At 55.6% G+C, this 23455-nt stretch carries 5 protein-coding genes; all 5 read right to left on the reverse strand.

Annotation, left to right across the window (positions count from 1 at the left end; genetic code table 11):
• Positions 1–5608 (reverse strand): ESPR-type extended signal peptide-containing protein (locus tag HZS79_RS15025; protein ID WP_179928276.1); only part of this gene is annotated, 5608 nt, incomplete at its 3' end.
• 15 nt (positions 5609–5623) lie between these two features.
• A complete protein-coding gene (locus tag HZS79_RS16915; protein WP_281373514.1) occupies positions 5624–5758 on the reverse strand; it encodes a hypothetical protein in 135 nt (44 codons plus the stop codon).
• A 699-nt stretch (positions 5759–6457) separates the two neighbouring features.
• The gene (locus HZS79_RS15030; RefSeq protein WP_179928277.1) at positions 6458–7249 is read right to left on the reverse strand and encodes an OmpA family protein; all 792 of its coding nucleotides are present in this window, start codon (positions 7247–7249) and stop codon (positions 6458–6460) included.
• Positions 7250–7329: 80 nt separating this feature from the next.
• Entirely contained in the window at positions 7330–22158 is a 14829-nt protein-coding gene (locus HZS79_RS15035; RefSeq protein ID WP_179928278.1) for an ESPR-type extended signal peptide-containing protein, read from the reverse strand.
• A gap of 464 nt (positions 22159–22622) precedes the next feature.
• A complete protein-coding gene (locus HZS79_RS15040) occupies positions 22623–23450 on the reverse strand; it encodes an OmpA family protein (RefSeq protein WP_179928279.1) in 828 nt (275 codons plus the stop codon).
• Positions 23451–23455 lie beyond the last annotated feature (5 nt).

Here is a 23455-nt window from a genome sequence, read left to right on the forward strand (position 1 = left end):
CACCCAGGCGACGCTCGAATGACTCGCCGCTGTCGCCAGCGAAGGTCAGCGGCGTATCGCCCAACTCAGTGACGCTGTTGTCAACGTAGCTCTTGTTGGTGATGTGGTCGCCTTCGGTGATGTCACCGGTGTAGGTAACATTACCTTCGTTGTTAACGAAGAAGTTGTCACCCAGACGCGTCTCGCCTTCAACCGTCAGGTTTTCAGTGATATCAACATTGGTGAACTCGACATCGTCTGCCGTCGCTACGGTGATGTCTTGGCCGTCACGCGTGATGGCGATGTTCTTGCCATCGATCATCTGCACGGTGTCACCTGGCGCAACGTTGGTCGCAGCGTCACCGTTGGTCTGAACGTTCCAGCCTTTGTTCGCCACGTCGCTAACGTCAGTTAGCTGATCAAGGTTGACCGCGTGGTCGCCTTCGGTACCAGCCGCTACGTTGGTGATCTGGTTGCCACCCATATTAACGGTCGTTCCCGCCTGCAAGGTCAGGCTGTCACCAATGGTGGTACCGCCGTTCAGGGTGGTGGGGCCGTTAACCGTGAGCGAGTCATTAACTGTGACATTGTTGACATCCAGGTCATCGCTTAGCGCAATAACGAGGGTCTCGTCATCGGTCACTTCGGTGCTGAGGTTGGCGTTGCTAGTGACAATATTTAGCTCATCACCTAGCTTGCGATCGGTCGTGCCGGTATCGCCACCAAAGGTAATGGGAGTGCTTGCCAAGTCGTCGATACCGCCATCCACATACTCTTTATTAACGATGTGGGTGTTTTCAGTGATCGGGCCTGTATAGAACGCTTCGTTGTTAACCACCGAGAAGTTATCACCCAGGAAGGTATCACCCTTCACCGTGGTGTCGCCTTCGATAGTGGTATTGCCGCCGATATTGGTATCGCCAGCTACGTCCAACTGGTTGGTCACATTAACATTGGAGAACTCAACATCATCCGCCGTCGCAACATTAATTTTGTTGCCATCACGGGTAATGGCAATGTTCTGGCCTTCCTCGAAGTCAGCGGCTTCACCTGGTGCGATGTTGAAGCCGTCTTCAACACCTTCACCGTTGGCACTTAGGTACCAGCCAGCATTGGCGATATCTTCAACGCTGATTAGCTGATCAAGGTTGACCGCGTGGTCGCCTTCGGTACCGGCTGCCACGTTGGTGATCTGGGTGCCACCAGCATCGATACCGGTATTGGTAATACTTGGACCGCCTACAATGGTCAGGCCATCATTGTTAACGGTGGTATCACCCATCACAACGCTGCCGTCTTCACCCAGGTCGATGTTCTCGGCCAGTTGGATGTTGAGCGTGTCGGTACCGTCAGCGACCACACCGATGTTACCTTCGGTCAGGCCACCTTCTGCGCCACCTTTAACGTTGGTGGTTTCACCCAGACGACGCTCGAACTCAGTACCGCTGTCGCCCATAAAGGTCAGCGGCGTATCACCCAACTCGTTGACGCTGTTATCAACGTAAGTCTTGTTGGTGATCTGGTCACCTTCGGTGATATCGCCAGTGTAGGTAACGTTACCTTCGTTGTTGACGAAGAAGTTGTCGCCCAGCTTGGTTTCACCTTCGACCGTCAGGTTTTCAGTGATATCAACATTGGTGAACTCAACGTCATCCGCTGTGGCCACTTCAATGCTGTTGCCCGTGCGCGTAATGGCAATATTCTGGCCTTGGCTAAAGTCAGCGCTTTCCCCTGGCGCGATGTTTTCGCCAGTCGCTTCACCGTTAGCAGTCAAATCCCAGCCAGCATTGGCGATATTACTGACCGATTTTAGCTGAGAGACGTTAACCGCATCGCCATCTTCTGTACCCGCAGCGACTCTCGTGATTTGACGACTACCGACGTCTACTGAACCACGAGTAGCAATGGTATCCAAAATGGCCTGCTCATCGGCAGCGTCAGCTCCTTCTGGAATATAACCCGCAACGCCTGAACCAACCGAAGCCAGCGAGCCTGAGCCCAACGCGACCCCTTGCTCAACCATCGAGATGGCTCCATTACCTAGAGCGACACTATTATCCTCCTCTGCCGCGGCTCCCCTGCCGATGGCAATCGCGAAGTTACCAGACGCCTCTGACAGCTGACCCAAGGCAATACTGCTGTCACGCCCGCTAGCTACCGCTTCACGCCCGATGGCAATGGCCTCGAACCCGATCGCTTCAGCTCCGTCGCCCACGGCAACCGCATAGTCTTTCGATGCAACCGCATTAGTACCTGCAGCCAGGGAGTTCCTTCCTGTAGCACCGTCGTTATTGAAGTTACCCTGCTGGGTACCATTATCGTTAACGCTGTAGTAGTTCACACCACTGTCAGCCACCATGGTTTCCACAGCTTTCAGCTGCGAGACGTTAACCGCGTCGTCATCCTGAGTACCGGCGGCAACGCTGGTGATCTGGCGACTGCCCACATCAACAGCACCACGAACGGCAGCTGTGTCCAGGATCGCTTGCTCTTGTGCCGCATCTGCGGTGGCCGGAATGTAGCCATCTACACCTGGACCAACGGTTGAAATGGAACCAGAGCCTAACGCGACGCCGTCATCCACTAACACTTCCGTGTTGGCACCCAGCGCGGCAGCACCTGAACGGTTCGCTAGGGCATTTTTACCAAGCGCAGCACCAGAAACGTCAAATGTTTCTGGGTTCTCATTTGGGTCATTATCTTCACGCCATGTGGCTTGCGCGCCATCACCAAACGCTGCGCCACCGTTGGCAGCACGCGCCACAGCACCCTGAGCGACAGAACCTGCCGCCCAGGCATCACGACCGATGGCCAGGGCATCTACACCAGTGGCTCGAGCATTAGTACCTACGGCAATGGTGTCGTCAACAGACGCCAGACTTTCGGTACCAATCGCAATAGCTCGTTCACCAGTTGCGTTCGCCGTATTACCAGTAGCCAACGCATTCCGAGCTGAAGCAGTAGCTTTTATACCTGTTGCAATCGCATTCTGGCCTGAAGCGGTAGCCCTGCGACCAATAGCAACTGCACTGTTACCCGTGCCTTTGGCGTAGCCACCGAGAGCAATACCAAAGTTTTGGCTTACTCCAGTTTCAGCCTCGTAGCCAACCGCAATCGAGCCAGCCGTATCGGTTTTAGCTCGGGTACCAATGGCGATTTGCGAACCGCCAGCTAGATCAACGGCATCTGGCACACCAGATGTGACATTGCCAGTAGAAGCATTACGGCCCAACGTCAAATTGTCAGGCCCTTTGGACTCCGCAAAGAGGCCCATAGCAATGGAGTTTTCACCGTTCGCTTTGACTAAGCTACCAATTGCAATTGAGTCATTTTTAGATGCTGTCGCTGCAAAACCTTGCGCGATCGCGCCACGACCTTCGGCAATAGCAGCCCCAGACCCGACAGCAGAAATAGCAATTGAGGTATTGCCAAGCGCTTGAGCGCCAGCACCTAAAGCGGTACCTGTGTTTACGCTACCGTTCGCTAGCTTTCGCCCACCCTGTGCGTCTAAACCAACAGCCGTACCATAGGACTCTGCCCCCGCACCCAAGGCAACTGTTGGCATGGGGTCGCCATTAGAATATCCATTAACATTATTGCTTCCATTTCCAATAAGAATCGAGGTGAAGCTATTACCACGAGCAGTAGCACCATCACCCGCTGCAACTGAACGAGCACCCTCGGCTCTTGCATTGGTACCTAGCGCACTAGAGCGAGCTCCAGTAGCCGTTGCAGCATAGCCATAGGCAGACGACACATTGCCGCTAGCCTTGGAATACTCACCAAAGGCCTGACCGCCGTTGCTGGCATTAGCACCGGTACCTACCGCCCATGAACCGGTGGCAACCGCACCACGGCCGATGGCACCAGTATCAACACCTGATGCTAAACTATCTTTACCAATCGCAATTGCATTGGTGGCTGAAGCCTCAGCATTGGTACCCATTGCAACGGTGTTTTCAACCGTTGCCTGTGACTGCTTACCTAAAGCAATGGCGCCATTAGCACTGGCAACTGCATCGCTACCTGATGCCCAAGCATTCTCAGCACTCGCTTTAGCACCACTACCTACCGCTGTACTACGGGATCCACCGGCTTCAGAAAATTCACCTAGCGCTAAGCTGTAATCGCCATTGGCTTCAGCAAAATTACCCACACTGGAGGCACTCACACCGTTAGCTTTAGCAATATTACCTAGCGCTAAACTGTAATCGCCATTGGCTTGAGCTCCATTGCCCAGACTAGATGCCTGTACACCATTAGCCTCAGCAAAATTACCTACAGCAAGACCATAGTTAGCTCTTGCCTTTGCATTATTACCAAAGGCTGCGGCATCGTCGCCCACCGCTTCGGCACTAAAGCCCACCGCGAGAGCAGACATAGGGTTACCGGAACCGTCCACACCGCCTTCGGCGTATGCTTCATCCCCAATGGCGATATCACCAGCCTTAGCTGCTTCCGCAGCCCCAATGGCAACAGAACGATTCCCCGTTGCCTTTGCATCACCACCGAGTGCGCTCCCCCCCTTTCCGAGGGCCTTTGCACCATACCCAAACGCCATAGCCGCTTCGGCTGCTTCCGCTCGAATACCAATAGCAAGCGAACCCAGCTCATTTGCCCGGGTGTCATATCCCATTGCAATAGCACCAAGGCCATCAGCAATGGCGGGCGCGTAAGCGGCGGGCGAAATAGCAATGGAGGTATTGCCGGTGGCCTGTGCACCGGCACCAAGGGCCGTGCCGGTATTAATTAAACCATCCCCATTTCCAGATTCACGTCCAGCGACCGCATCATGGCCAATAGCGGTCCCTGAAGTCGCCGTTGCACCCGACCCCACCGCCGTGGTCGGCAAATCATCACCCACCTCGTAACCATTTGGATTACTGGTAGGGGCATCGTTCAACGCCTGGGTTGATACAACAATAGCCTCTGCCACCGCGCCATCGCCCATGGCGAGAGAGCCTACACCTTTAGCTTTTGCCTCCGACCCAAGTGCGACAGAGCGCACCCCCGAAGCGGTTGCATTCGTTCCCAACGCCATTGCCCAATTGGCTGACGCAACTGTTGGGCGATTGCCAACGGTGCCGATGGCAATGGAACGGTGCCCCCTAGCGACAGAACCACCACCAATAGCAGTACCCACACTGCTAGTCCCATCACTATTCGACCCACCCGCTGCAGCACGATGGCCTATGGCAACACCGCCGGTCGCTGAGGATGCACGCCCAATAGCAATACCGCTCTGCGCATCAGGATTGGGAGGGAAAAAAAGGTTAACGCCAGTCGCTTCAGCTCCCCAGCCAATAGCGATCACACCATCAGTACAGGCTTTCGCTCCAGAGCCAATGCCAATACGAGTGTTATTAAACCCCTGATTGGCACAGCTATCTGCATTCATTAACGCATCTGCCTGCACTGGAGAAACCAGCGCTATTGAGCCAACAGCTAGCGCTACCGCGGCGACCACTGGGCGCAGCAAAGCAGGAATATTTGAGGCGACTTCCGGTGCCGGCAGCTGGCCGACCACCCCCTGCCGCGTGGCCGCTTTATCGCGGCTACGTGCCGCTTCAGATGTCACCACCAACCGACCAAGTGTCCGGTTCCAGATTAGGCGAAATACGTTATTCATTTGCTGAGAACTCCACTAACCATTCCAATGAGGAGGCAACTTCACCTCGCACAGTTTTCCCTTGGCCATCTCGGTGCGATGTTGAAGCTCAGGGGCAAACCAGGCCTGGGGCAACATCATTCCGACTGGGCAGCCTTCGAATGCCATCATGCAACTCAATCCTTTCGTAGCGTTGCGATAGATAGACAAACGACAGCTACAAGTACACGTAAGACTCCGTGCAAAAACACAGAATCTTATGCGAACCGTTCAAGGCGTTTATTTAGTGGATGCATTCTCTTACTTAGGCACGTACTTACTCAACATAACGATACAATTGTTAATGCTCAGCCATCAGAGCAAAGGCCGATAACACCACTGGATGTTTAATAGCATTTAACATTAAAATATTAATCACAATAAATTAAGCAAACACTCTTTAATGGTTAATTATTATAAATGACAACGAAACTGTATTTAACAATAAAAATAAAACAAAAAATCAAAAAAAACAAATACTTATTAGATCAATGCAGTCGTTGGAAAAACCCGCTTGGCTATTCAAGATAGAAAATAAAACTAAAGCTTATATCGCTAATAAACCCTGCACTAACGATTTAACTTTTTCTATCAATTCAGCGATGCTAAAAAAACACCTTAAACTTTTACTATTGTTTACACTATCTTATGGACACCACGTCCATAAGCATGCCGAGTCCCTTACAGCTTTGTTAACGGAACTTAACTATCATCAGTATCAGATCACTTTTTGTCATGAAATGTTAACAAGGCAGCAAAATGCCCGCGAGACCTTTACCTCTATAAAAGTCACGCGGGCATTAAAGTGATGGCACAGCATTTTTTGTTTTTTTAGCTTTCGTACTGCAGGGTTATTTCGACCCTTCGATTGGGTTTTAAACACGCTATGACACTTGGGGTTGCTACACTGCCAGGGCAGTTCACTACTGGGTCGGCTTGCCCTCTCCCTGTCATCTGTAAGCTGGCTCGTGCCACCCCTTGGCTGGCTAAGTAATTGCCGACTGATTCAGCCCGAGCCTGGGATAAGCGTAAGTTGTATTGCGCATCACCCAAGCGATCCGCATAACCCGCCACTCGAATACTGGTTGGAGGGGTAGCTTGATCGAAGGCCGCCACTATTCTATCTAAGGCACGCCGACCTTCTAGGGTCAGCTGCGCGCTATCAAAGTCGAACAGCACATCCCCTGGCAGCATTAGCTTCTCTTGGCGTGGCTCTGTGGCAAACTCCTCCACCTGGATAGGAACTAACAGCGCTGGGCACTGTGCGTCGCGCCAGTAAGTGCTTGTGACGCGCATCTCACGGTCAAATAGCAATTTATACTGGCAAGTAATGTACTCATTGCCGTTACCAGTATAAAAGTTAAAGGCATAGTCCCACTCGCGCACGCCAAAAATACCTTCGCTAAAGTGGGGATGCCCCAATAATAGACGTACTTGGTCTTTGTGTTGGCCTTCAGAAATGCGCAGCACATCATCGGGATCGACAAAATCCCCCGTTTTCAGATACGTGCTGTCCAAATCAGGAAAGCGAACTTCACCCTCGTCTGTTAGCGACGCATTGGAAGCACAGCCTGCTAGCCCAACAATCAGGCCAATTGCTAATATCGTGGATCGATTTTTCATGGTCACGCCCTATTCCGTTATACAAGCCCATGCTGAATAGAAAACAAGGGAGAAGGTGCCCTCTCCCTTGTGCTTGCGGGTTAATCAATCACACCTGAGATACCCAGCCCAATGGTTGCTCCAGCACGGGAACCTGCTACGCCCGCATTCAAACTCCAACGGCCATTGTCAGCAGTCCGGCGGAAGTTAACGCCTACAGCGCTTTCGCCGCTGTGATGGCCGCCACCAACATGGTAGGTAAGCTTGCCAGGCACATAGGGCGCATGCCCCATGGCAGCCACTGCGGCAATACCGGCATTGGCGTTGCGCTCCACTTTGTCGATACGTCCGTGGACATTATTAATTTCATTGGCGAAACGTTGCCCCAACTCGTTCATCTGACCGACATTGACGGCATCTCCCGGGTTCACGCCTGGTGCCACATTAGTAATGGTAGTACCGTTGGCATCAAAGCCGTCTACCGTCATACTCGGGCCACCTTGAATACGCACGCCATCGTTATTAACAGTGGTATTACCCGTGGTAACACTATCCACATTTAGCTCACGGTTGAGCGTGACCTGCACCCCCTCACCTGTTGTTCGGGTGGTGATGTTTTCATCACCCGTCACCGCTACGGTATCACCTAGCTGGCGGTTGACTCGCTCGCCTTGGTCAGCACTGACATTTAGGCCTTTATCCAGGGTACTGTTAATGTTGCTGATACTGTCGGTGTTACCCGCAATCTGATTACGGTTATCTTCAATATTACTGGTATTACCCGCCACCTCTTGTTGGGTTGTGTGTAGCTGATCACCAGATACAGCGTCGGAACTGCCTGGCGCAATCTCACCCGGTGCCACATTGGTGATTTTGGTGCCCCCCTCGCCAGCTAACTCAACCGTGCTCTTATCGATAGAACCATCGTCGTTGCGAGCATACTCGACAGCGCCTTCTCCACCACCACCTTGAGGTATACCTGCTACTGTCTCAGTAAGATCGCCTAAATCACCTTCTACAATGGTTAAGCGCGTATCGAGGGCTTCCATAAATTGATTAGCAGCATATAGCTGGCTTCCATTGATGGCATCGGTACTCGTTGCGCTGATTCGACCTGCCGCTACATTGGTAATAGTACGCTCAGCACCGGCGCTCCCTACGCTAACTGTGGCCACAGGGTTTACACCTGCAAACTGATAAGTCTGGCCTCCAATCTCCACCAAAGCAGTCCTTACGGCTGCTTCGGTGCGTGCTCCTTCACCTAGCGCCACACTGCCTTGATGAGATGCTACAGCGTCGTAGCCCATGGCTAGCGCACGATCGCCCGTGGCACGCGCTTCGTATCCTACAGCGGTAGAACCTTGTCCTTCAGCAAAGGCGTCACTTACCGGCAAACCGCTATCGTTCGTGCGCACATAGCGGATGCCTCGACCGTTATTAGTGATGTACTCGTCACTCAGGTCGCCCGCAATGTTGATGAGCCCCTCTTCTAAGTTATTAATCAGATCCTTAGTCGCCCAGAGCTGAGAACCATTGATCGCGTCGGTACTCCCTTCATTAACATCGCCTTCACCCACACCGCCGATACGGGTATTGCCACTATCATCTACATTGCCCGCATCAATACTGACACTACCAACCTCCACCCGATCAAAGTTGACCTCATCTGCAGTGGCAACGGTGTAAATGGTTTGGCCATCATCGCCGATACGATCAGCGACCGTCATATTGTTACCGGCTTCCACTTCCGTTTTGGCAGCGGTGACACTGCTACTAAGGTTATTGGCAACGTTTTGCAAATCACCGGCGTTAATGACATTCCCTAGCGCATCGCCTTCTAGCTCGTCCAGCGGGGTGTCACCGACCCCACTTGCCGCATTGGTAATCTGTTTATTACCAGCATCGATACCTTGTGTAGTGACACTTGGGCCACCTGTGATCACCAAACCGTCGTTACTAATAGATGTATCTCCCACCGACACGCTATTACCGATACGCACATCATCGGCTAGACGATAATCAATCGAAGTACTGCCGTCTTCGCTACGCATATGGGAAATCACCACGTTTTCATCGCCGCTAACAAAGTCAACGTTGGCGTTAGGTCCTACATTACTGCTAGCAGTACCTGTTTCATCTGTGGTGGTGACATTCCAACCTGCATTGGCAGAGTCGCTCACTTTTTCCAGCTGGCTGAGGTTAACGGCGTCGTTGGCGTCCACCCCATCGGCGAGGTTGCTGATGATGGTGTTATTCATATCGATACCGCCACCGGTCAGCGTTGGGCCGCCGGTGATGGCGAGGCTGTCACTGTTGATGCTGGTGAAGGTGACATCCTCGGCGGTGGCGATCTTGATGCCGCCCGCTTCATCGGTCAGTACGATGTTGTCGCCGGTGACGAAGTTGGCAACGTTATCGTCCTGGTCGAGGGTTTTGACCTCGGTGCCGTCGATCTGGGTGACCACGGTTTGTAGCGCGGAGTCGGCCAGCAGCAGGCTGTCTTGGGTCTCCTGATTGAGCGCCACTTCATAGTCGGTGACGTTGCCACCTGCATCCGTATCGGTAACGGTCACGCCGGTGCCTGCAGTGACCGATGCACCATCGGCATTGACGGTGTAGATATCCTGGCCGTCCGCGCCAGTGGTTTGGTCAACGCTGGCAACGTTGGTACCTGCTTCAACTTCAGTTTTTGAGGCAGCGGCAGCGCCTTCCAGCTGGCTGAGGTTAACGGCGTCGTTGGCGTTAACACCATCGGCGAGATTGCTGATGGTGGTGTTATTCATATCGATACCGCCACCGGTCAGCGTTGGGCCGCCGGTGATGGCGAGGCTATCGCTGTTGATGCTGGTGAAGGTGACATCCTCGGCGGTGGCAATCTTGATGCCGCCCGCTTCATCGGTCAGTACGATGTTGTCGCCGGTAACGAAGTTGGCAACGTTATCGTCCTGGTCGAGGGTTTTGACCTCGGTGCCATCGATCTGGGTGACCACGGTTTGGAGCGCGGAGTCGGCCAGCAGCAGGCTGTCTTGGGTGTCCTGGTTCAGCGCCACTTCATAGTCGGTGACGTTGTTAGCATCTGGGACGGCAGCGACCACATCAACACCAGTGCCTGCAGAGACCGATGCGCCATCGGCATTGACGGTGTAGATATCCTGGCCGTCTGCGCCGGTGGTTTGGTCAACGCTGGCAACGTTGGTGCCTGCTTCAACTTCAGTTTTTGAGGCAGCGGCAGCGCCTTCCAGCTGGCTGAGGTTAACGGCGTCGTTGGCGTTAACACCATCGGCGAGGTTGCTGATGGTGGTGTTATTCATATCGATACCGCCACCGGTCAGCGTTGGGCCGCCGGTGATGGCGAGGCTACCGCTAGTCACACTGGTGAAGGTGACATCCTCGGCGGTGGCGATCTTGATGCCGCCCGCTTCATCGGTCAGCACGATGTTGTCGCCGGTGACGAAGTTGGCAACGTTATCGTCCTGGTCGAGGGTTTTGACCTCGGTGCCGTCGATCTGGGTGACCACGGTTTGGAGCGCGGAGTCGGCCAACAGCAGGCTGTCTTGGGTCTCCTGGTTGAGCGCCACTTCATAGTCGGTGACGTTGTTAGCATCTGGGACGGCAGCGACCACATCAACACCAGTGCCTGCAGAGACCGATGCGCCATCGGCATTGACGGTGTAGATATCCTGGCCGTCTGCGCCGGTGGTTTGGTCAACGCTGGCAACGTTGGTGCCTGCGGCTACTTCAGTGCGGGAAGCCGCCGCAGCACCTTCTAATTGGCTGAGGTTAACGGCGTCGTTGGCGTCCACCCCATCGGCGAGGTTGCTGATGATGGTGTTGTTCATATCGATACCGCCACCGGTCAGCGTTGGGCCGCCGGTGATGGCGAGGCTGTCACTGTTGATGCTGGTGAAGGTGACATCCTCAGCGGTGGCAATCTTGATGCCGCCCGCTTCATCGGTCAGTACGATGTTGTCGCCGGTAACGAAGTTGGCAACGTTATCGTCCTGGTCGAGGGTTTTGACCTCGGTGCCGTCGATCTGGGTGACCACGGTTTGGAGCGCGGAGTCGGCCAACAGCAGGCTGTCTTGGGTCTCCTGGTTGAGCGCCACTTCATAGTCGGTGACGTTGTTAGCATCTGGGACGGCAGCGACCACATCAACACCAGTGCCTGCAGAGACCGATGCGCCATCGGCATTGACGGTGTAGATATCCTGGCCGTCTGCGCCGGTGGTTTGGTCAACGCTGGCAACGTTGGTGCCTGCTTCAACTTCAGTTTTTGAGGCAGCGGCAGCGCCTTCCAGCTGGCTGAGGTTAACGGCGTCGTTGGCGTCCACCCCATCGGCGAGGTTGCTGATGGTGGTGTTATTCATATCGATACCGCCACCGGTCAGCGTTGGGCCGCCGGTGATGGCGAGGCTACCGCTAGTCACACTGGTGAAGGTGACATCCTCAGCGGTGGCGATTTTGATGCCGCCCGCTTCATCGGTCAGCACGATGTTGTCGCCGGTGACAAAGTTGGCAACGTTATCGTCCTGGTCGAGGGTTTTAACCTCGGTGCCGTCGATCTGGGTAACCACGCTTTGGAGCGCGGAGTCGGCCAACAGCAGGCTGTCTTGGGTCTCCTGATTCAGCGCCACTTCATAGTCGGTGACGTTGCCACCTGCATCCGTATCGGTAACGGTCACGCCGGTGCCTGCAGTGACCGATGCACCATCGGCATTGACGGTGTAGATATCCTGGCCGTCCGCGCCAGTGGTTTGGTCAACGCTGGCAACGTTGGTGCCCGCTTCAACCTCGGTTTTTGAGGCAGCGGCAGCGCCTTCCAGCTGGCTGAGGTTAACGGCGTCGTTGGCGTTAACACCATCGGCCAGGTTGCTGATGGTGGTGTTATTCATATCGATACCGCCACCGGTCAGCGTTGGGCCGCCGGTGATGGCGAGGCTACCGCTAGTCACACTGGTGAAGGTGACATCCTCAGCGGTGGCGATTTTGATGCCGCCTGCTTCATCGGTCAGCACGATGTTGTCGCCGGTAACGAAGTTGGCAACGTTATCGTCCTGGTCGAGGGTTTTAACCTCGGTGCCGTCGATCTGGGTAACCACGGTTTGGAGCGCGGAGTCGGCCAGCAGCAGGCTGTCTTGGGTCTCCTGATTGAGCGCCACTTCATAGTCGGTGACGTTGTTGGCATCTGGGGCGGCAGCAACCACATCAACACCAGTGCCTGCAGAGACCGATGCGCCATCGGCATTGACGGTGTAGATATCCTGGCCGTCTGCGCCGGTGGTTTGGTCAACGCTGGCAACGTTGGTGCCTGCTTCAACTTCAGTTTTTGAGGCAGCGGCAGCGCCTTCCAGCTGGCTGAGGTTAACGGCGTCGTTGGCGTTAACACCATCGGCGAGGTTGCTGATGGTGGTGTTGTTCATATCGATACCGCCACCGGTCAGCGTGGGGCCGCCGATGATGGCGAGGCTACCGCTAGTCACACTGGTGAAGGTGACATCCTCGGCGGTGGCGATCTTGATGCCGCCCGCTTCATCGGTCAGTACGATGTTGTCGCCGGTAACGAAGTTGGCAACGTTATCGTCCTGGTCGAGGGTTTTGACCTCGGTGCCGTCGATCTGGGTGACCACGGTTTGGAGCGCGGAGTCGGCCAACAGCAGGCTGTCTTGGGTCTCCTGGTTGAGCGCCACTTCATAGTCGGTGACGTTGCCACCTGCATCCGTATCGGTAACGGTCACGCCGGTGCCTGCAGTGACCGTGGTGCCATCGGCATTGACGGTGTAGATATCCTGGCCGTCTGCGCCGGTGGTTTGGTCAACGCTGGCAACGTTGGTGCCTGCTGCTACTTCAGTGCGGGAGGCCGCCGCGGCACCTTCCAGCTGGCTGAGGTTAACGGCGTCGTTGGCGTCCACCCCATCGGCGAGGTTGCTGATGGTGGTGTTATTCATATCGATACCGCCACCGGCCAGCGTTGGGCCGCCGGTGATGGCGAGGCTGTCGCTGTTGATGCTGGTGAAGGTGACATCCTCGGCGGTGGCGATCTTGATGCCGCCCGCTTCATCGCTCAGCACGATGTTGTCGCCGGTGACGAAGTTGGCAACGTTATCGTCCTGGTCGAGGGTTTTGACCTCGGTGCCGTCGATCTGGGTGACCACGGTTTGGAGCGCGGAGTCGGCCAGTTCCAAACTGTCTTTACTGGCTTGGCTGAGATCCACTGCGTAGTCAGTGACGTTGTTGGCGTCAGGCGTGCCCGCCGCAACTTCAACGGCTGTAGAGCCTGCGCTAACACTGGCACCATCGGCATTGACGGTGTAGATATCCTGGCCATCTGCGCCGGTGGTTTGGTCAACGCTGGCGACGTTGGTGCCTGCTTCAACCTCGGTTTTTGAGGCAGCGGCAGCGCCTTCCAGCTGGCTGAGGTTAACGGCGTCGTTGGCATCCACCCCATCGGCGAGGTTGCTGATGGTGGTGTTGCTCATATCGATACCGCCACCGGTCAGCGTGGGGCCGCCGGTAATGGCGAGGCTGTCACTGTTGATGCTGGTGAAGGTGACATCCTCGGCGGTGGCGATCTTGATGCCGCCCGCTTCATCGCTCAGTACGATGTTGTCGCCGGTGACGAAGTTGGCAACGTTATCGTCCTGGTCGAGGGTTTTGACCTCGGTGCCGTCGATCTGGGTGACCACGGTTTGGAGCGCGGAGTCGGCCAGTTCCAAACTGTCTTTACTGGCTTGGCTGAGATCCACTGCGTAGTCAGTGACGTTGTTGGCGTCAGGCGTGCCCGCCGCAACTTCAACGGCTGTAGAGCCTGCGCTAACACTGGCACCATCGGCATTGACGGTGTAGATATCCTGGCCATCTGCGCCGGTGGTTTGGTCAACGCTGGCGACATTGGTGCCTGCTTCAACCTCGGTTTTTGAGGCAGCGGCAGCGCCTTCCAGCTGGCTGAGGTTAACGGCGTCGTTGGCATCCACCCCATCGGCGAGGTTGCTGATGGTGGTGTTGTTCATATCGATACCGCCACCGGTCAGCGTTGGGCCGCCGGTGATGGCGAGGCTGTCGCTGTTGATGCTGGTGAAGGTGACATCCTCAGCGGTGGCGATCTTGATGCCGCCCGCTTCATCGCTCAGTACGATGTTGTCGCCGGTGACGAAGTTGGCAACGTTATCGTCCTGATCGAGGGTTTTGACCTCGGTGCCGTCGATCTGGGTGACCACGGTTTGTAGCGCGGAGTCGGCCAGCAGCAGGCTGTCTTGGGTCTCCTGATTGAGCGCCACTTCATAGTCGGTGACGTTGCCACCTGCATCCGTATCGGTAACGGTCACGCCGGTGCCTGCAGTGACCGATGCACCATCGGCATTGACGGTGTAGATATCCTGGCCGTCCGCACCGGTGGTTTGGTCAACACTGGCGACGTTGGTGCCCGCTTCAACTTCGGTGCGGGAAGCCGCCGCGGCACCTTCCAGCTGGCTGAGGTTAACGGCGTCGTTGGCATCCACCCCATCGGCGAGGTTGCTGATGGTGGTGTTGCTCATATCGATACCGCCACCGGTCAGCGTGGGGCCGCCGGTAATGGCGAGGCTGTCACTGTTGATGCTGGTGAAGGTGACATCCTCGGCGGTGGCGATCTTGATGCCGCCCGCTTCATCGGTCAGTACGATGTTGTCGCCGGTGACGAAGTTGGCAACGTTATCGTCCTGGTCGAGGGTTTTGACCTCGGTGCCGTCGATCTGGGTGACCACGGTTTGTAGCGCGGAGTCGGCCAGCAGCAGGCTGTCTTGGGTCTCCTGATTGAGCGCCACTTCATAGTCGGTGACGTTGCCACCTGCATCCGTATCGGTAACGGTCACGCCGGTGCCTGCAGTGACCGATGCACCATCGGCATTGACGGTGTAGATATCCTGGCCGTCCGCACCGGTGGTTTGGTCAACACTGGCGACGTTGGTGCCCGCTTCAACTTCGGTGCGGGAAGCCGCCGCGGCACCTTCCAGCTGGCTGAGGTTAACGGCGTCGTTGGCATCCACCCCATCGGCGAGGTTGCTGATGGTGGTGTTGCTCATATCGATACCGCCACCGGTCAGCGTGGGGCCGCCGGTAATGGCGAGGCTGTCACTGTTGATGCTGGTGAAGGTGACATCCTCGGCGGTGGCGATCTTGATGCCGCCCGCTTCATCGGTCAGTACGATGTTGTCGCCGGTGACGAAGTTGGCAACGTTATCGTCCTGGTCGAGGGTTTTGACCTCGGTGCCGTCGATCTGGGTGACCACGCTTTGGAGCGCGGAGTCGGCCAGCAGCAGGCTGTCTTGGGTCTCCTGATTGAGCGCCACTTCATAGTCGGTGACGTTGTTGGCATCTGGGGCGGCAGCGACCACATCAACACCAGTGCCCGCAGAGACCGATGCACCATCGGCATTGACGGTGTAGATATCCTGGCCGTCCGCGCCGGTGGTTTGGTCAACGCTGGCAACGTTGGTGCCTGCTGCTACTTCAGTGCGGGAAGCCGCCGCAGCACCTTCTAATTGGCTGAGGTTAACGGCGTCGTTGGCGTCCACCCCATCGGCGAGGTTGCTGATGGTGGTGTTGTTCATATCGATACCGCCACCGGTCAGCGTTGGGCCGCCGGTGATGGCGAGGCTGTCGCTGTTGATGCTGGTGAAGGTAACATCCTCAGCGGTGGCGATCTTGATACCGCCCGCTTCATCGGTCAGCACGATGTTGTCGCCGGTGACGAAGTTGGCAACGTTATCGTCCTGGTCGAGGGTTTTGACCTCAGTGCCGTCGATCTGGGTGACCACGGTTTGTAGCGCGGAGTCGGCCAGCAGCAGGCTGTCTTGGGTCTCCTGATTGAGCGCCACTTCATAGTCGGTGACGTTGTTAGCATCTGGGGCGGCAGCGACCACATCAACACCAGTGCCTGCAGAGACCGATGCACCATCGGCATTGACGGTGTAGATATCCTGGCCGTCTGCGCCGGTGGTTTGGTCAACGCTGGCAACGTTGGTGCCTGCGGCTACTTCAGTGCGGGAAGCCGCCGCAGCACCTTCTAATTGGCTGAGGTTAACGGCGTCGTTGGCGTTAACACCATCGGCGAGGTTGCTGATGGTGGTGTTGTTCATATCGATACCGCCACCGGTCAGCGTGGGGCCGCCGGTGATGGCGAGGCTACCGCTAGTCACACTGGTGAAGGTGACATCCTCGGCGGTGGCGATCTTGATGCCGCCCGCTTCATCGGTCAGTACGATGTTGTCGCCGGTGACGAAGTTGGCAACGTTATCGTCCTGGTCGAGGGTTTTGACCTCGGTTCCGTCGATCTGGGTGACCACGGTTTGGAGCGCGGAGTCGGCCAGCAGCAGGCTGTCTTGGGTCTCCTGGTTCAGCGCGACTTCATAGTCGATGACGTTGTCCGCATCCGGGCCGGTGGCGACGACATCCATGCCGGTGCCTGCACTGACGGTGGTGCCGTCGGCATTGACGGTGTAGATATCCTGGCCGTCTGCGCCGGTGGTTTGGTCAACGCTGGCAACGTTGGTGCCTGCTTCAACTTCAGTTTTTGAGGCAGCGGCAGCGCCTTCCAGCTGGCTGAGGTTAACGGCATCGTTGGCGTTAACACCATCGGCGAGATTGCTGATGGTGGTGTTGTTCATATCGATACCACCACCGGTCAGCGTGGGGCCGCCGGTAATGGCGAGGCTGTCACTGTTGATGCTGGTGAAGGTGACATCCTCGGCGGTGGCGATCTTGATGCCGCCCGCTTCATCGCTCAGCACGATGTTGTCGCCGGTGACGAAGTTGGCAACGTTATCGTCCTGGTCGAGGGTTTTAACCTCGGTGCCGTCGATCTGGGTAACCACGCTTTGGAGCGCGGAGTCGGCCAACAGCAGGCTGTCTTGGGTGTCCTGGTTGAGCGCCACTTCATAGTCGGTGACGTTGTTGGCATCTGGGGCGGCAGCGACCACATCAACCCCCGTACCGGCAGAGACCGATGCGCCATCGGCATTGACGGTGTAGATATCCTGGCCGTCCGCGCCGGTGGTTTGGTCAACGCTGGCGACGTTGGTGCCCGCTTCAACTTCGGTGCGGGAAGCCGCCGCGGCACCTTCCAGCTGGCTGAGGTTAACGGCGTCGTTGGCGTCCACCCCATCGGCGAGGTTGCTGATGGTGGTGTTATTCATATCGATACCGCCACCGGTCAGCGTTGGGCCGCCGGTGATGGTGAGGCTACCGCTAGTCACACTGGTGAAGGTGACATCCTCGGCGGTGGCGATCTTGATGCCGCCCGCTTCATCGCTCAGTACGATGTTGTCGCCGGTGACGAAGTTGGCAACGTTATCGTCCTGATCGAGGGTTTTGACCTCGGTGCCGTCGATCTGGGTGACCACGGTTTGTAGTGCGGAGTCGGCCAGTTCCAAACTGTCTTTACTGGCTTGGCTGAGATCCACTGCGTAGTCAGTGACGTTGTTGGCGTCGGGCGTGCCCGCCGCAACTTCAACGGCTGTAGAGCCTGCGCTAACACTGGCACCATCGGCATTGACGGTGTAGATATCCTGGCCATCTGCGCCGGTGGTTTGGTCAACGCTGGCGACGTTGGTGCCCGCTTCAACTTCAGTTTTTGAGGCAGCGGCAGCGTCTTCCAGCTGGCTGAGGTTGACCGCGTGATCACCGGCAGTACCGTCGGCCACGCCGGTGATGGTGGTGTTACCGGCATCCATACCACCTGCACCAATGGTGATTGGGCCAGCGGTGAGGGTGTCGGTTTGGACATCGCTAAAGACGACGTTGTCGGCGGTGGCAATCTCAATACTGCCGCCGTCGTCACTTAGCTCGATGTTTTTGCCACCGATAAAGTTGGCAACGTTATCGTCCTGATCGAGGGTTTTGACATCCACCCCGTCGATCTGGGTAACCACGCTTTGGAGCGCGGAGTCGGCCAGCAGCAGGCTGTCTTGGGTGTCCTGGTTCAGCGCGACTTCATAGTCGGTGATGTTGTTGGCATCTGGGCCGGTGGGAGTAACGTCAACACCGGTACCGGCGCTCACCGTGGTGCCGTCGGCATTGACGGTGTAGATAGTTCCACCGTCGGGGTTCTCACTCTCAACAACATCGGCAACGTTAGTTCCCGCCTCAACTTTAGATTGCGCGGCAATTAACTGGCTGACGTTAACCGCATCGTCTAACTCGGTACCGGCGGCCACGCTGGTGATCTGGCGGCTGCCAACATCCACCGCGGCGCGCTGTGCCACCGTTCCCTCAATTGCACTTGTATCCGTAGCGCTAGCTCCAAACGGAACATAACCTGCTATACCCGCCGCGGTATCAGCCTCCGATTCAGAGCCCAGAGCCACACCATTAGCAGCAGTTGCTGTGGCACTCCCACCAATCGCTACCGCACCGCCTGCCGTAGTAGACGCCTCACTACCGATGGATACTGAACCAGATTCGGTGTTATTCGCAGCGATTCCCAACGCAATCGAATTGAAAGCACCATCAGCATTGGAAGCAAGAGTCCCGATGGATATTGCACCGCTGGCCCCCTCTCCGACCAAAGCGGCACTGCCTAAAGCAACGCTATCCCACGCGTTGCTACCAACACTGGTCAACCTGCCGATAGAAATAGCGTTTCGAGAATCAGTACCTACTGTAGCTTCAGAACCAATCGCTGTACCACCATCTGAACCGCTTGACACTTGCGCTCTAGATCCAAGAGCCGCTGCATCAGCCGCTCCATCTACTTCTGAGAGTTGTCCAACTGCTACACTGCTTCCTCCAAGAGTACTTCCATCAACACGCGCACCTTCTCCAATGGCAACGTCTCCATCACCAACAGCTTCAGCATTAACCCCCGCTGCCAGAGCATTGGCACCTGTGGCACCATCATTTGCGTAATTTCCTTGCGGGTTGTTGTCATCATTAACGCTGAAGTAGTGAATTTCGCTGGCTTTTAACTGCGCTACGTTAACCGCATCTGAATCCTCGGTACCCGCAGCCACCCCGGTGATCTGACGGAATACACCGCCAGTGGCATCACCTACAGCGACGGCTCCTGTGGTGCTCTCGGTGGCAGCAATCGCTGCATCCAACCCGTCGGCAGCGCCGGTGGTCGGGTTATAGCCCTGGATGCCCGCGCCAGTGTCAGCTATCGAACTACTGCCTAGCGCCACGCCACCTTCTTCGGTGACATCCGCTGCATTGCCCATCACAAAGGCATCGGCGACATCAATATCATTATCGTTACCGATGATACGGCTACCTTCCGCCGTATCGGCCAACACGTTACGATTACCAAAGGTTCCCGCTTCGTCGGCATCGATCTCATTATCGTTACCCAATGCATAACTGCCATCGCCGGTGATGATATTGGGATCACCAACGGCACCTGAACGGGCACCGCTCACCTCATTTCGATAACCAATACTGATGCTTTGTTCGCCAGAGGCAATGGCACCGGTACCGATAGCGAGAGCATCGAGGCCCGTTGCTTGCGCCCCATCGCCCATGGCAACTGAAGAGTCACTCGATGCCAAAGCATTGGAGCCCACCGCTAAGGCTTTAATTCCCTGAGCACGCGAGGAACCACCCAGCGCGGTCGCACCGTCTTTGGTAGCGCGCGACGAGGAGCCAACCGCCACACCTTTCACGCCATTAGCGATACCATTAAGCGCAACGCCTCCTTCGCCTGTAGCCGCAGCGCCTGAGATTACCGCATCACCGATGGCGATGGCGCCAGTGCCAGTGGCGCGTGCTTGCCAGCCCAGCGCTGTACTGCGCGTTGCTGATTCGGTCTGTCGACCTATAGAAATGCCGTAACCGGTGCCCGTCTTGGCCTGATCACCAATCGCGACGCCCCAGTTTGCCCGCGTTCCAGCGCCGATTGAGACACCCGCATTAGCATTGAGACCTTCCGTGGCCGCCCCCGTCCCCACATAGGCACCATAACCAAGTGCGATGCTATCGGCGCGTCCCGCGTTCGCACTGCGCCCCATAGCAATGGTTCTGTTGTTACTAGCCCTTGCACCGATACCTATGGCAGTGGACTCTTCGCTGGTTGCCCGCGCGTCATGGCCAACGGAAATACTACCACTACCTTCCGAGCGCGCATTGGTACCAAGAGCAACATGATTAGCGGTATCACCTCCGGTAGACGCCCCATCACCTATGGCAACACTTGACGCCCCCCTAGCTCGCGCACTAACACCCGCAGCTAGCGCATTGACCCCCGTAGCACCATCGTTATTAAAGTTATCTTGCTGTACACCATCGTCGTTGACGCTGAAGTAGTGAATTTCGCTGGCTTTTAACTGCGCTACGTTAACCGCATCAGAGTCCTCACTACCCGCAGCCACACCCGTAATTTGGCGGAACACGCCATTATCGGCGTCACCCACAGCCACTGCGCCAGTGGTACTCTCGGTGGCAGCAATCGCAGCATTAAGCCCATCGGCAGCACTGGTGGTCGGGTTATAGCCCTGGATGCCTGCGCCGGTGTCGGCGACTGAGCCACTACCTAATGCCACGCCTCCCTCTTCGGTGACATCTGCGTTATTACCCACCACCATGGCATCAGCAACATCGATATTATTGTCGTTGCCGATAATACGGCTACCTTCAGCTGTAGCGGCCAGTACGTTGCGATTACCAAAGGCACCCGCTTCGTCGGCATCAATCTCATTGTCGTTGCCAACCGCGTAGGAGCCGTCACCCGTGATGATGTTAGGGTCACCGACGGCACCTGAGCCCGTACCGGAAACCTCGTTAGCAAAGCCGATACTGATGGATTTTTCGCCAGAGGCGATGGCACCCGTGCCTATGGCCAGAGAATCTATACCTGATGCCACGGCCCCAGTACCCATAGTGACAGCTCTATCACCGCTCGCGAGCGCCTGAGAACCTATTGCGATACCGTCAATCGCAGTGACGAGGGTGCCAGAAGTGTCCACCGTCGCATTGGAAGCCTCATCAGTGGCGCCCCCGATCGCGATACCTCGCGTTGCACCATTTTCCACTCGGCTACCGAGCCCCACGGCCGTGCCAGCGTCGGCATCGGCCCAGGCGCGCCGCCCTAGCGCCGTTGTGTTCTGCTGTAAAGCGCTTGCCGCGACTCCTAAGGCCGTAGCACTAAAGCCAGTTCCTTGTGTTAGCTGACCTATCGCAACAGCGTGGCTTGCGGCTGCCTCTGCACGATCGCCAATTGCTACTGTAGCGAAATCGCTCGCCTTGGCCTGCCCTCCCATTGCGATACTACTGGTTCCTGAAGCCTGGGCTCCGCGCACACCATCTGCACCGATGGCAATAGAGTGAAGGCCAGAAGCGATGGTGGAATCCGCTACCGCCAATGGCGTTGTGCCATCCCCACCTGCACCACCTATCGCCACCGCGTTACGCGCCGTTGCCTGACTGCCAAAACCTAATGCCGTGCCACTCACGCCGGTAGCACGACTTTCTAACCCTATTGCCGTCGCCCAGCGTGCAGCCCTAACATTAAAACCAAATGCTGCCCCGCCAGCCCCAGTGACCTGACTAAAAGTGCCATAGACAGTTGCTGCCGACTGATTATTGCCACTGGCATTACAACCAGCAACGGTAGAGTAGGTGCCACTACCATCTATAGGATCTGCTGTGGTATTGCCAGTTGTTAACCTGCCAATTGCTATCCCTCCTCCTCCAGACACACAACTGCCACCATCTGAGGCAAATTTGCGTGCCTCGGCGTCTGAAATACCCAACGGCAGTAACAGCATCGTGGCACAGGCAAGCACTAATATTTTGGGTTTTAGTGGTGCAAACACATGGCTCTCTGTCGCTTGCCGTATCGGCATTGGCGGCTGTCCTATCTGTTTACTTCCATTTCCCGCTTTGTGTTGAGAGCGAGCGGCTTCTGATGCCACGACCAAGCGACCTAAGGTGCGGTTCCAGATAAGGCGAAATACGTTATTCATGGGGTTTCTCCCTTGCCGCTTCAGCGGGTAAAATCGTGCTGCCTGTTTTTAGTACTTATCTTGCGCACATTTTTTAACAGGCTAAAAATTAAGATCCTGGCTTAGTAAGGCATTGCTTAGAAGCGAGTAGATACTTTAAAGATTAGCTATTTAAACTCTGCTAAATAAACAGACGCTTAATAAGTTAATGCATAAAAACTAATCAACAAGTAGGCAGCACAGGACTTAACTTTCATTCTTTACAGCAATAGGGAAACCCACAACCAAAATTTACAATTGTTTACATTGCATACAGTTAAATATTTAACTCATGCTAAAAAACTGGCAAAAAAGAAAACAAATATGAATGGCGTGTCAGGACATCTTAAAAACACTCACTTAGCCAAATCATAATCACTAAAAAACCGAAGCCTTATAAAAGCTTCGGTTCAAATATCATCACCACTTAAAGGATTAGCTGCTAATTAACTATTAGTAACTATTACCTCCACTCTGCGATTGGGCCGCAAGCACTCCTTCACACTTGTCGTGGCCACTTGGCCTGGGCAATCTACGATAGGATCAGCCTCTCCCCTTCCTAGCAGTGTTAAGTCACGACGCTCCATACCTTGTGACACTAAATAACGCCCTACCGACTCCGCTCGCGCCTGGGATAACCTTAAGTTGTATTGCTCATCTCCGAATCGATCCGTGTAACCAATGATGCGAACAGTCGGCGACGAGTAAGTGTTCAGCACCATTTCTGCCACTCTTTCTAAGGCGCGTCGACCTTCTAATGAGAGCTGGTCACTATCAAAATCAAATAGCACATCACCCGAAAGTGTTAGTTTCTCTTCACGTGGCTCAGCGGCAATCTCTTCCACCTCGATTGGCACTAATAGTGCCGGACACTGAGCATCACGCCAGCGAGTGCTTTCTAACGCCATATCGTTGTCATAGTGCACTTGGTATTGGCAGGTAATGTACTCATTTCCATTACCTGTATAGAGATTGAAAACATAGTTCCACTCCCTAACACCAAAGAACCCTTCCGCGTAATGGGGGTTGCCGATCAACTGGCGTACTTGGTCTTTCGTCTGACTTTCCCTGATACGCAAAATGTTCTCAGGGTCAACAAACTTGCCACCGTCGTACCAGTTGCCCGCCAACGCAGGAAAGCCATCTCCTGCTTCACGCAGCTCCGTACGGTCATTATTGGGCGGACTAGCGCAACCCGCCAGAACGAGAACGGCGGCTACACTGGCGGCCCCAAGGGCCGCCTTTGTCATCATGTTTTTACTCAGTTTCTTCACGTCGT

The organism is Vreelandella zhaodongensis, from assembly GCF_013415115.1.
Taxonomy (GTDB): domain Bacteria; phylum Pseudomonadota; class Gammaproteobacteria; order Pseudomonadales; family Halomonadaceae; genus Vreelandella; species Vreelandella zhaodongensis.